Below are 11,651 nucleotides of genomic sequence, written 5' to 3'. Positions count from 1 at the left end.
ACAGAACCCAGGAAGTCCCCCATGCCCAAGAACAAGAAGCCCGCCGGCGGTCGCGCCGCGAAGAACTTCGAGCCGCGCTACGGCGCCAAGACCTCGTTCCAGGACCGCAAGCGTCGTCCCGGTGCCGAGGGCCCCGTCAAGCCCGGCAGCAAGAGCCCCAACCACCGCGGCTACCGCGCCGAGACCGAGGCCGCCCCCGACAAGCGCCGGTGGAGCGCATCGGATCGTGCCGGCCGCGACGAGGCCCGTGGCATCCGCCAGTCCGCTCGCGACGACCGTCCCGCCCGTTCGTTCGACGACCGTCCCGCGCGTTCGTTCGACCGGAACGACCGCCCCGCCCGGTCCTTCGACCGGAACGAGCGTCCCGCCCGGTCCTTCGACCGGAACGAGCGCCCGGCGCGTTCGTTCGATGGTGACGAGCGTCCGCGTCGTGACGCGGGTGAGCGCCCGGCCCGTTCCTTCGACCGGAACGACCGTCCGGCGCGTTCGTTCGATCGCAATGACCGTCCGGCGCGTTCGTTCGATCGTGACGAGCGTCCGCGTCGTGACGCGGGTGAGCGCCCGGCCCGTTCCTTCGACCGGAACGAGCGTCCCGCGCGTTCGTTCGACCGTGACGACCGTCCGGCGCGGTCCTTCGATCGCAACGACCGTCCCGCGCGTTCGTTCGACCGGAACGACCGTCCCGCGCGGTCCTTCGACCGGAACGACCGTCCGGCGCGTTCGTTCGACCGCAACGATCGCCCGGCGCGTTCGTTCGATCGGGACGACCGTCCCCGTCGTGACGCCGGTGAGCGTCCAGCGCGTTCCTTCGACCGCAACGATCGTCCCGCGCGGTCGTTCGACCGTGACGAGCGCCCCCGTCGCGACTTCGGCGACCGCCCCGCCCGTTCGTTCGACGAGCGTCCGCGTCGCGCCGACGGCCCGAGCCGCTCGGATTGGAACGCCAGCCCGAAGCGCTCGGCCGAGCACGAGCAGCGCGTCGACGTCGTGCACGAGCGACTGCAGGCCGAAGCGGTGGATGCCGCGACCGTGACCGGCGCCGGCTTCGCCGAGCTGGGTCTCGGCGACAACATCGTCCGCGCTCTCGCGGGCCTCGGTGCCGACAAGCCGTTCCCGATCCAGGCCGCGACCGTGGCGCCGATCCTCGAGGGACGCGACGTTCTGGCCCGTGGCCGCACCGGCTCGGGCAAGACCATCGCCTTCGGCGCGCCGCTCGTCGAGAGCATCCTGCGCGCCCAGGCCGGTCAGCGTCGTGAGTTCGGTCGCGCGCCGAAGGCGCTCATCCTCGCGCCGACCCGCGAGCTCGCCCTGCAGATCGACCGCACGGTGCAGGTCATCGCCCGCAGCGTGGGGCTCTTCACCACGCAGATCTACGGCGGCGTCCCTCAGGCGCGTCAGGTCGGTGCGCTGAAGAAGGGCGTCGACATCATCATCGGCACCCCGGGTCGCATCGAAGACCTGCTCAACCAGGGCAAGCTCGATCTCTCGCAGGTGCAGGTCGCCGTGCTCGACGAGGCCGATCACATGTGCGAGCTCGGCTTCCTCGAGCCCGTGCAGCGCATTCTGCGCGCCACCGCGAAGGGCAGCCAGAAGCTGCTGTTCTCGGCCACGCTCGACCGCGAGGTCGCGGCCCTGGTCGACGAGTTCCTCGTCGAGCCGGCCGTCTACGAGGTCGCCGGTGAAGACCAGGACTCGAGCACGATCGAGCACCGCGTGCTCGTGATCGAGCACCGCGACAAGGCGCAGATCCTCGACTCGCTCGTCGATCGCGAGGGCAAGACGCTCGTGTTCGCCCGCACCCGGGCCTACGCCGAGATGCTCGCCGAGCAGTTCGACGACGCCGGTATCGCCGCCGTCGCGCTGCACGGCGACCTGAACCAGCAGAAGCGCACGCGCAACCTCGAGAAGCTCACCTCGGGTCGCGTCAACGTGCTCGTGGCCACCGACGTCGCCGCTCGCGGCATCCACGTCGACGACATCGATCTGGTCATCCAGGCCGACGCCCCCGACGAGTACAAGACGTACCTGCACCGTTCGGGCCGCACCGGCCGCGCCGGTCGCAGCGGCACGGTGGTGACGCTCATCACGCGTCAGCGTCAGCGCCGGATGACCGAGCTGCTCGACCGTGCGGAGATCGAGGCGCCGTTCGAGCCGACGCAGCTGGGCGACGACGTGCTCGAGGAGATCTCGGGTCGTCAGCTCTCCGACGTCACGTCGTAATCCGTCACACCGGTAAGCCCCCGTTCGCGTTCGCGCGGCGGGGGCTTTCCCGTTGCCGTCGGTGGCCGCGACGTCCCGGCCTTCGCCGTCAGAACAGCCTCGGCTCGCTCGCCGGCGCGACCTGGGGGCGAGGGGATGCCGGGCCCCGGGTCGTGCGAACCGGCCCCAGGCTGCTGGTGGCCGGGGTGCGGGCCGCGAGTCCCGGTTGTGGGCGACCACGTGGGTGGTCGTCTTCGTCCCACCCGTCGAGTCGGTGCAGGCGCAACAGTGGGCGGAGGCGCTTGCCGAGCCACGTGCGGTACGCCTTGGGTGCGGTGACCGAGACGCCGGGATAGAGGCCGCGGTAGGACGACACGAGGTGCGGGTGCTCGCGTTCGAGCCACGCGAAGAACCACTGCTTGGCGCCCGGGCGCAGGTGCAGCGCGCCGTAGACCACCCTCGCGGCGCCGGCCGCACGCAGGCGGGCGAGGGCGTCGTCGAGCGCCGGGATCGAGTCGGTGAGGTGGGGGAGGATCGGCATGAGGAACACCGTCACGCGGAATCCCGCCGCCGTCGCGGTGCGCACCGTCTCGAGGCGCGCCTCGGCGCTGGGGGTCCCCGGCTCGATCGAGTGCTGAAGAGCGTCGTCGAAGACGGCGATCGACATCGCGAGCGAGACCTTCACCTGCTGGGCGGCGTCCGCCAGCAGCGGCAGATCGCGCCGCAGAAGCGTGCCCTTCGTGAGGATCGAGAAGGGTGTTCCGGTGTCGGTGAGGGCACCGACGATGTCGGGCATCAGGCGGTAACGCCCCTCGGCCCGCTGATAGGGGTCGGTGTTCGTGCCGAGCATGACCGGTTCGCGCGCCCAGGATCCGCGCTGCAACTCGGTCCGCAGAACGTCGGGGACGTTGACCTTCACCACGATCTGCGAGTCGAAATCGGCGCCGGAGTCGAGGTCGAGATACTCGTGCGTCTTGCGGGCGAAGCAGTACGAGCACGCATGGCTGCAGCCGCGGTACGGATTCACCGTCCAGTCGAACGGCATGGCCGACGCGCCGGGCACGCGGTTCAGGGCGGTCTTGCACAGCACCTCGTGGAACGTCATCCCCGCGAACTCGGGGGTCGTGACCGACCGGACGAGACCGTCGATGCGCTCCATGCCGGGCAGCGCCGCCGTGTCGTCGACGCCCAACTGCTGACCCTGCCACCTCATGCGAACAGTCGAACACATGTTCTACCCAGAAGCAAGGCCGACCTCTCCACATGCGTCCGCATGCACGAACCGCGAACCGCTACTGTGGCTGCGAAGCCCGCCCCGCGCGGGTGGACAGGGGGCGGACATGGATGCGGACCGGCACGTGTGGGGGCACACGCTCGTGAACGGGTCCGCGCGCCGGGTGGAGTCGCTGCATCCCTCCTTCGTGGTGCGGCATCCCACCCTGTCGGGATGGATCTGGCTCGGCGTCGCGGTGGTGCTGCTCGTGGTCTGCGAGATCTGGGTGGAAGACGAGACCGCCGGCGTCGTCCTCTCGCTGCTCGGCGCCCTGCCGTCGCTCGGCGCAACGCTGCTGGTGCTCGCGCAGACGCCGCGCACGCATCTCGCGTACGAGGAGTCCATCCTCGGTCACTTCTTCGCGCGGTTCTTCGCGGTCCTCGGCGCGCTGATCCTGTGGGTCGGCTCCGTCGTCCTCGGCGCGGCGGTCGCGGTGCAGCTGGCCGAGGACACCGGGGCCGATCCCGAGAAAGCGTGGGTCGAGGCCTTCGAGATCTTCGGTGCGGTCGTGCCGTTCATCGTCGCGATGCTCTGGGCCGTGCTCGTCTTCCGCTGCGTCGGTTACATCGCGCGCCTGCGCGGGTGGGCGGGCGTACCCGAGCGCCATCGGATCCCCGACGAGTTCCTCACCGAGCTGCCGCACACCCGGCGCGTCGTCATCGGGCTCGCGCACCCCTCGCTCCTGTTGGTCGCGGGAGTGCTGAGCATCGTGGTCGCCCTCTTCGCGGCGGCCGAGGTCGCATCCAGCGGCATCGCCTGACGCGCGGCGCGCCAGTGTCGCGGCGGGACGAGCGGTCGCAACCACCTCAGTCGGGCAGACGGGCCGCGATGAACCGCAGGGCCTCTGCGCCCGCCGTGAAGGACTCCTCTTGTTCGCGTCGTACATGGTCGGGCAGGTCGGGCTCCGCCAGGATCCCGCGCGTCACGCGCTGCCCGCCCGCGAGGATCTCCACCAAGAACTCCTCGTCCCCATCCGCCAGCGACACCGGCAATTCCGCGTCGTCGAGCGGCCACCCGCTGGGAGCGAGGGGGCCGGGATGCCGCGCGGCCGCCGCGCTGCCGGCAGCTTGAAGCCGTTCCGTGCGGGCCGCGATGACCGGGTCGCCGCCGACGCGTTCGACGGAGCCGGTGTTGCCGAGCTCGGCGTAGACGGTGTGCCAGACGGGCATCGGGAAGCTCAGCTCGTGGGTCGGCTCCGAGGTGTCGACGAGCGGGTCTTCGACCTCCTGGTCGAACGCGATCGAACCGACCGTGTCGTCGCCGACGGTGTCGAGGGCGACCCAGTGGCCGTCGGTCTCGTCGTGGTAGCCGATCTCCCCCGAGGGCGACACCTGCATCGAGGGGCCGCCGGGGCGCGGAACGAAGGGGGTCTCGGTGGCGATGTACGCAGAGGGGGACGGTGGAGGGGTTTCGGGCCGTGCCCCCAGGAGCACGCGCGTCAGAGCGGCTCCCGAGTCGAGGAGCTCGTCGAGGGCCGCCGTCAGATCGTCATCGGTCGGTGCCTCCTCGCCCCGGACGGCGGCGCGGAGCACGGTGCCGCGCAGCAGCTCCTTTGCGAACGAGCCCGTCGTGCCCTGCGCGCGGTCGGCTGCGGCCTCGATCGCCTCCGCCGACAGCGGCAGACCCTGGGCGTAGCGACGGAACAGTCGGCGTCGGTCGGCGTCGTCGGGGAGCGGGATCTCGACGCCGAGGTCGACGCGACCCGGTCGGGCGGCGAGAGCCTCCTCGAGGATCTGCACGTGATTGGTGGTCATGACGAAGGCGATGTCGGCATCCGGTTCCAACCCGTCCAGGGCGTCGAGCACGTCGAAGAGCACGGGCTCGGGCGAGAAGCCGCGATCGGCCGCCACCAGGTCGATGTCTTCGAGCACGACGAGGGCGGGGGCGAAGGTGCGCGCGATCTCGGCCGCCGCGGTGATGAAGCGGATGCTCGATCCGGTGAGCACGACGGCCGTCGTCTCCGGCGTGCGGGCGAGCAGGTGGCGCACCGTGAGCGTCTTGCCGGTGCCGGGAGGACCGTAGAGCAGGACGCCGCGCTTGAGGTGCTGTCCGGCGGAGCGCAGGGCCTCGCGGTGGTCGCCGATACCCACGACGTGATCGACAATCCGCTGCAGAACCCCCTCGCCGAGCACGATGTCGTCGGCGCCGACCTCGGGGCGGGGCAGGAAGGTGGCCCCGGCCTCGTGCCCGTACTCGGTCGGCACGAACGACAGCACGTGGCCGCGCAGCACGCTGCGCTCGATCATCAGTCGTCGGATCTCCGCGAGCGCCGCCGCCGTGGCATCCGGATCCGCGCCGATCACTTCGAGCTGGGGCTGCGACGGCATCGACCGCGGGTTCGCCGAGCGCTGCACGATCACGAGCGGGTGACCGTCGAAGGCGAGCAGCCGCACGCCGAACGAGACGACCCGCCGCTGGGCGGTGGCGCTCACGTCGCGCGACTCGTACGACACCGGTCCGGGAGCGAAGTGCGAGTAGGGGCCCGCGAACAGCTCGGATGCCGACACGTGCAACCGCTGCTCGCCCCCGGTCACGCCGATGAGGCGTCCGCCGCCGCGTTCGGTGAGCTCATCCAGGGCGATGTCGGCGTCGACGTAGCGGTGCGCCGACAGGGTCTCGGTGGTGACCGGGAGTGTGGTGACGTCCACGCCGAGATGAGCGCTCAGCTCCTCGCCGAGCGGGGTGCGCTCACCTGCCCTGTCGTCGGCGACGACGCGGTTCACGGTCTCGAAGTAGCGGCTCATGGCGCGCATGAGTGCGCGGTCGTCGTCGTCGAGCATGGTCCCCCCGGTCGGCTCACGGTGTCCCCAGACTGCCGGGCCGACGTGAGTCGGGCAACCTCCGGCCTGCCACGGGTCGACCGCAGCGGGCGTCCGGGAGACAATGGACGCAGTGATGTCCCCCGATCCCGAGCTCTCTCCCCGCCGCGCCGCGCGCGCGGAGGCCGAGCGACTCGCGACGGCGGCTGTATCGGTGGCCCCGGCGCCCATCACCCGACGCCAGTTGCGGGAAGCGGCGACCGGTGCCCTCGCGCTCCCGGCGCGGCCCGACGAACCGGCCGCGACGCCGCGGGGCGCGACGAGAGGTCGGCTCCCCGACCTCTTCGCCCCCCTGCCGCTCCGGCGCCGGCGGCGCCTCGCGCTCGTCGCCGGGGCGGCGGTCGCGGTGCTGGTGGGTGCCGTGGTGGTGGGGGCCGCGACGCTCGGGCGCAGCGCGGATGCCGAGGGCTCGGCCGCGGCGGACGCCTCCGTCGTGTCGGCTGCGGTCGCCGGTCCCCCCGCCGTCCCCGACGACGGGCTGCCGGTTCCGCAGGTCGCCGCCGTCGCCGCGACCGCCACCCCGTGCGACGACCCGGCCTTCACCACTGCCCTCTCGCAGGGCGACGACACCGCCGCGATCGCCGCTGCGGGCGGTGGGGCGGCGTTCCGCTCCGCGGTGGCATCCGGACTCGCCCCCTGCGTCTCGCTCAGCGACCCGGATCGCGAGTGGCTCGTCGTCAACAAGCAGCGCCCGCTCGATCCGCTCGACTACTACCCGGGTGACCTCGTCATGCCGTCGAACGTGCGCGCTCTGGAGCAGTCGGCCCTGCGCGCCGCTCCCGCCGAAGCCCTCAGCGCGATGGTCCGCGCGGCCTCCGACGCGGGGGTGGGCGAGATCGGCTATCTGAGCGCCTTCCGCTCCTACTCCACGCAGCAGTCCACGTACGCCGGTCGGGTCGCCGTGGGCGGCGTGGCCGAGGCCGATCGCGAGAGCGCACGCCCGGGGTTCAGCGAGCACCAGACCGGAAAGGCCGTCGACATCGTGCCGTGCAACGGCTCTTGCGCGACGCTCGACGACGTGGCGGCGTCGGCGCAGGGCGCCTGGGTGCGGGAGCATGCCTGGGAGTTCGGCTTCATCACGCGTTATGCCGAGGGACGCGAGGATGTCAGCGGCTACGAGCCCGAGGCCTGGCACCTGCGTTTCATCGGGCCGGAGCTCGCCCAGGCGTACCACGACGGCGGATACACCACCCTCGAGGAGTTCTTCGGGCTCCCGGCGGCGCCGACGTACTGAGCGTCGGGCAGGCGGCGTCCCGACGCTGCGAAGATGCACGCGGCTCCGCCGTCCCGCCCCCTGCGCACGGCCTCCGTCGAGCGGGCCGTCAGACCCGGCGTCGTCGCGCGGTGAGGCGCACCCCGGGCAGGGGCGGCGCGGGGATGCGCTCGGGTCCGTGGTCGACGACCTCGCCGAACCGGGAAGAGCGGGCCTCCCACGCCTCGCGTGCCTCGGCGATCTCGTCGTGCGAGCGGCCGACGAAGTTCCACCACATCACGATGTCGGCCTCGAAGGGCTCCCCGCCCAGCAGGAAGACCCGGGCGCCCTCGTCGCTGCGCAGCTCCAGGTGGTCGCGTCCGGTGCCGAGGTAGACCAGCCGCGTGTGATCGACGGATGCCGTCGACCCGGGCTCGATCGCGGGCGCCGGTCGTCTCGAGGCGTCGGCGTCGACGGCATCCACCCCCGTCATCGCTTCGGCGGCGCCGACCATGCCGGAGACGGCGTACTCCCACGTGGGGTCCAAGGGGATCCGCACGGTGGCACCGGCGGCCAGGCGCAGCTCCGCGCCGACGATCGGCGTGTGCACGGTCGCCGGCGACGAGACTCCGCCCAGTTCGCCCATCACGACGACCGCGTCGGATCCGTCGCCCAGGTCGAGCACGGGCAGGTCCTCGTGGCGCTCGAAGGCGGGGGCGCCGTGCCGACGCGACTCGGGCAGGGCCACCCACAGCTGCAGCGCGTCGAGAGGGATCGGTCCCTCGCCCACCGAGTACTCCGAGTGCGCGATGCCCGCGCCGCTGGTCATGAGGTTCAGGACGCCGGGCCGCACGACGACGTCGCTGCCCACGGCATCCCGGTGCCGCACCTCGCCCACGATCGGCCAGGTGACCGTCTGCAGGCCGATGTGGGGGTGCGGTTCGACGCGCATGAGGGTCTGCTGCGGACCGAACCGGTCGAGGAAGCACCACGCGCCGACCATCGGCAGCGAGCGGTGCGGGAGGGTGCGATGCACCTCCATGCCGCGCACGCCGCCCAGCGGCACCTCGCGCGCCTCGACCACGAGCGCGCGCGGCCCGTCGCACTCGACCGGGCCCTCCGCCTCGGGCGGGGCGACGTCGAGGCGGGTCACGACGCCTCGTCGGCGCCCTCGGGCCACTCGACCGAGAGGCCGTCGACGTCGTGCTCGCCGAGGTAGTGCGCGACGAACGGGCACGAGGGGATGACGGTGTCGCCGCGGCGCGCGAGGTCGGACAGTGCCTCGCCGGCTAGCTTCGAGCCGAGACCCTTCCCCTTGAAGGCCGGGTCGATCTCGGTGTGGGGGAGTTCGACGCGGTCACCGGCGGGCTCGAACTCCAGGAACCCCCCGAGCTCGTCTCCGACGTGGATCTCGTAGCGGTGCGCCTCGTCGTTGCGGGTCACGGTCAGTTCGTCGGCCATGGGGTCTCCTGTCGTCGGTGCTCACAGCAACGTATGCGCTGGCATGGATGTTCCGCCATCCCTGGACACGCCGCGCCGCTCGTCGCACCGTTCGCGCCGCTCACCGCACGATCGACGGATGCCGCGGGCGGCGGGGCACGGCATCCGCTTAGTGTCGGCGAGTCCGCAGCGCCGCGAACAGGAGGCATCATGAGCGCATCCGTCGACGACGACGTCGTCACCGACCCGAACCTTCCGCCCGTCGCGGTCCCGCCCGCCAAGCTCGAGAGCCGGTGGACCCCGGCGAAGATCGCCCTGTGGATCGGGATCGCCCTGCTGGGCGGCCTCGGCTGGACGATGCTCGCGATCGTGCGCGGGGAGACCGTCAATGCGATCTGGTTCGTGTTCGCCGCCGTCTGCACGTACCTCATCGGCTACCGCTTCTACTCGAAGGTCATCGAGCGCTACATCACGCGCCCCGACGACCGCCGCGCGACCCCCGCCGAGCGGAAGGCCGACGGCAAGGACTTCGTCCCCACCGACCGTCGCGTGCTTTACGGCCACCACTTCGCCGCCATCGCGGGCGCCGGTCCCCTCGTCGGCCCCGTGCTCGCGGCCCAGATGGGCTATCTCCCGGGCACGATCTGGATCATCGTCGGCGTGATCCTCGCCGGTGCGGTGCAGGACTACCTCGTGCTCTTCTTCTCTATGCGCCGGGGCGGCCGCACGATCGGTCAGATGGCCCGCGACGAGCTCGGGAAGATCGGCGGGACCGCCGCGATCCTCGCGAGCCTGCTGATCATGCTGATCATCGTCGCGATCCTCGCGCTCGTCGTCGTGAACGCCCTCGGCGAGAGCCCGTGGGGCGTGTTCAGCGTGTCGATGACGATCCCGATCGCGCTGTTCATGGGCCTGTACCTGCGCTACATCCGCCCGGGCCGCATCACCGAGATCTCGATCATCGGCTTCGTGCTCCTCATCGGGGCGATCGTCGCCGGCGGCTGGGTGGCCTCGACCGAGTGGGGCTACGCGGCCTTCCACCTCGACCGCTCCGTCATCGCGTGGGGCATCATCATCTACGGCTTCGTCGCCGCGGTGCTGCCGGTCTGGCTGCTGCTCGCTCCCCGCGACTACCTCTCCACCTTCATGAAGGTCGGCGTGATCGTGATGCTCGCCGGCGCCATCGTGCTCGTGCGCCCCGAGATCTCGGTCCCCGCGTTCAGCGAGTTCGCCGGTGGCCAGACGGGCCCGGTGTTCAGCGGCCCGATCTTCCCGTTCCTCTTCGTCACGATCGCCTGCGGCGCGCTGAGCGGTTTCCACGCCCTCATCGCCTCGGGAACGACCCCGAAGCTCGTCGAGAAGGAGCGCCAGACGCGCTTCATCGGCTACGGCGGAATGCTCATGGAGTCGTTCGTCGCGATCATGGCGCTCGTCGCCGCCCTCTCGATCGACCGCGGCATCTACTTCGCCATGAACTCCTCGCCTGCAGCCACCCTCGGCACCGTCGAGGGCGCCGTCGCCTTCGTGAACGGACTGGGCCTGGCCGGGGTGAACCTCACGCCCGACATGCTCACCTCCACCGCCGCAGCGGTGGGCGAGACCTCGATCGTCTCGCGCACGGGCGGCGCCCCGACCCTCGCGCTCGGCCTCGCGCACATCATGCAGCAGGCCCTCGGCGGTCAGGCGATGATGGCGTTCTGGTACCACTTCGCCATCATGTTCGAGGCGCTGTTCATCCTCACGGCGGTGGATGCCGGAACCCGCGTGGCCCGCTTCATGCTCCAGGACTCGATCGGCACCGTCATCCCGAAGTTCAAGGACCTCTCGTGGCGGCCCGGAGCCTGGATCTGCACCGCGATCATGGTCGCGGGCTGGGGCTCGATCCTCATCCTCGGCGTGACCGATCCGCTCGGCGGCATCAACACGTTCTTCCCGCTGTTCGGCATCGCCAACCAGTTGCTCGCCGCGATCGCGCTCGCCGTGGTGCTCGCGATCGTCGCCAAGCGCGGCCGCTCGTACTTCCGATGGTTGTGGATCGTGGCCGCGCCGCTGGCGTTCGCCGCGGTCGTGACGATCACGGCATCCATGTACAAGATCTTCTCGCCGGTCCCGGCGGTCGGGTACTGGGCCAACCACTTCGCGTTCCGCGGGGCGCTGGCCGAGGGCAAGACCGAGTTCGGCACCGCCAAGAGCGTCGCCGCCATGGAGGCCGTCGTCCGCAACACCTTCGTGCAGGGCGTGCTGTCGGTGATCTTCGTCACGCTCGCGATCGTCGTGATCGTCATGGCCGTGATCGTGACGGCGAAGGCTCTGCGCGCCGGGGGAGGGGAGAACCTCGAAGACGCGCCGGTTCCGTCGCGCCGCTTCGCCGCGGCGGGCTTCCTCGCCACGAAGGAGGAGCGCGCCATCGAGAAGCAGTGGGAGGCCCTCCCGGCCGACCACCCCGACCGTCCGACCGCGTCGTCGCACCACTGAGGCCGTCGATCATGGACCGCACGGATGCCACGGCCCCCGGCCCCCGCGAGAGCATGGGCACCCGCTTCGCGCGGGTGGGCCGTGGCATCCGGTGGTACGTGACGACCCTCATGGGCGATCGCGCCTACGACGTCTACGTGCGTCACCTCCGAGCGCACCACCCTCAGGCGCAGCCGCTCACGGAGCGGCAGTTCTGGCGTCAGCGATCCGACGAGCAGGACCGCAACCCCGGCGCCCGCTGCTGCTGAGTAGG

At 71.4% G+C, this 11,651-nt stretch carries 9 protein-coding genes; 5 read left to right on the top strand and 4 right to left on the bottom strand.

The window, feature by feature from the left end; all coding sequences use genetic code 11:
* Positions 1–21: 21 nt before the first annotated feature.
* Positions 22–2,220: a DEAD/DEAH box helicase gene (locus RWH45_RS05150; protein WP_315993809.1), complete on the top strand. Its 2,199-nt coding sequence runs from the start codon at positions 22–24 to the stop codon at positions 2,218–2,220.
* Positions 2,221–2,308: 88 nt separating this feature from the next.
* On the opposite strand, the gene RWH45_RS05145 is transcribed toward RWH45_RS05150, so the two are convergent.
* The gene (locus RWH45_RS05145) at positions 2,309–3,412 is read right to left on the bottom strand and encodes an Rv2578c family radical SAM protein (protein ID WP_315993808.1); all 1,104 of its coding nucleotides are present in this window, start codon (positions 3,410–3,412) and stop codon (positions 2,309–2,311) included.
* A gap of 127 nt (positions 3,413–3,539) precedes the next feature.
* On the opposite strand from RWH45_RS05145, the gene RWH45_RS05140 reads away from it, so the two are divergent.
* Entirely contained in the window at positions 3,540–4,232 is a 693-nt protein-coding gene (locus RWH45_RS05140; RefSeq protein ID WP_315993807.1) for a hypothetical protein, read from the top strand.
* A gap of 46 nt (positions 4,233–4,278) precedes the next feature.
* On the opposite strand, the gene RWH45_RS05135 is transcribed toward RWH45_RS05140, so the two are convergent.
* A complete protein-coding gene (locus RWH45_RS05135) occupies positions 4,279–6,252 on the bottom strand; it encodes an AAA family ATPase (RefSeq protein ID WP_315993806.1) in 1,974 nt (657 codons plus the stop codon).
* Positions 6,253–6,367: 115 nt separating this feature from the next.
* Between RWH45_RS05135 and RWH45_RS05130 the strand changes: the two genes are divergently transcribed.
* Positions 6,368–7,525: a M15 family metallopeptidase gene (locus RWH45_RS05130; RefSeq protein WP_315993805.1), complete on the top strand. Its 1,158-nt coding sequence runs from the start codon at positions 6,368–6,370 to the stop codon at positions 7,523–7,525.
* A gap of 88 nt (positions 7,526–7,613) precedes the next feature.
* Here the strand turns inward: RWH45_RS05130 and RWH45_RS05125 are convergent, their stop codons facing one another.
* The gene (locus RWH45_RS05125) at positions 7,614–8,636 is read right to left on the bottom strand and encodes a pirin family protein (protein WP_315993804.1); all 1,023 of its coding nucleotides are present in this window, start codon (positions 8,634–8,636) and stop codon (positions 7,614–7,616) included.
* Complete coding sequence (locus tag RWH45_RS05120; RefSeq protein ID WP_315993803.1) at positions 8,633–8,944, bottom strand: GNAT family N-acetyltransferase; 312 nt, start codon at positions 8,942–8,944, stop codon at positions 8,633–8,635. The genes RWH45_RS05125 and RWH45_RS05120 overlap by 4 nt, the downstream gene beginning before the upstream one ends.
* A gap of 189 nt (positions 8,945–9,133) precedes the next feature.
* Here RWH45_RS05120 and RWH45_RS05115 point away from each other — a divergent pair, with 189 nt between their 5' ends.
* Positions 9,134–11,398, top strand: coding sequence for a carbon starvation CstA family protein (locus RWH45_RS05115; protein WP_315993802.1), 2,265 nt, complete (start codon positions 9,134–9,136; stop codon positions 11,396–11,398).
* Between the two features lie 11 nt (positions 11,399–11,409).
* The gene (locus RWH45_RS05110) at positions 11,410–11,646 is read left to right on the top strand and encodes a YbdD/YjiX family protein (protein WP_315993801.1); all 237 of its coding nucleotides are present in this window, start codon (positions 11,410–11,412) and stop codon (positions 11,644–11,646) included.
* The last annotated feature ends 5 nt before the right edge of the window (positions 11,647–11,651 follow it).

Source organism: Microbacterium galbum (genome assembly GCF_032464915.1).
In the GTDB taxonomy this organism is placed as follows: domain Bacteria; phylum Actinomycetota; class Actinomycetes; order Actinomycetales; family Microbacteriaceae; genus Microbacterium; species Microbacterium galbum.
Note: the sequence above shows the minus strand (reverse complement) of the source record. Positions and strands in the feature narration are given on the sequence as shown.

Excerpts from the sequence above, each read along its gene's own strand:
- RWH45_RS05150 (WP_315993809.1), top strand. The coding sequence starts at position 22 with ATGCCCAAGAACAAGAAGCCCGCCGGCGGTCGCGCCGCGAAGAACTTC.
- RWH45_RS05145 (WP_315993808.1), bottom strand. The coding sequence starts at position 3,412 with ATGAGGTGGCAGGGTCAGCAGTTGGGCGTCGACGACACGGCGGCGCTG.
- RWH45_RS05140 (WP_315993807.1), top strand. The coding sequence starts at position 3,540 with ATGGATGCGGACCGGCACGTGTGGGGGCACACGCTCGTGAACGGGTCC.
- RWH45_RS05135 (WP_315993806.1), bottom strand. The coding sequence starts at position 6,252 with ATGCTCGACGACGACGACCGCGCACTCATGCGCGCCATGAGCCGCTAC.
- RWH45_RS05130 (WP_315993805.1), top strand. The coding sequence starts at position 6,368 with ATGTCCCCCGATCCCGAGCTCTCTCCCCGCCGCGCCGCGCGCGCGGAG.
- RWH45_RS05120 (WP_315993803.1), bottom strand. The coding sequence starts at position 8,944 with ATGGCCGACGAACTGACCGTGACCCGCAACGACGAGGCGCACCGCTAC.
- RWH45_RS05115 (WP_315993802.1), top strand. The coding sequence starts at position 9,134 with ATGAGCGCATCCGTCGACGACGACGTCGTCACCGACCCGAACCTTCCG.
- RWH45_RS05110 (WP_315993801.1), top strand. The coding sequence starts at position 11,410 with ATGGACCGCACGGATGCCACGGCCCCCGGCCCCCGCGAGAGCATGGGC.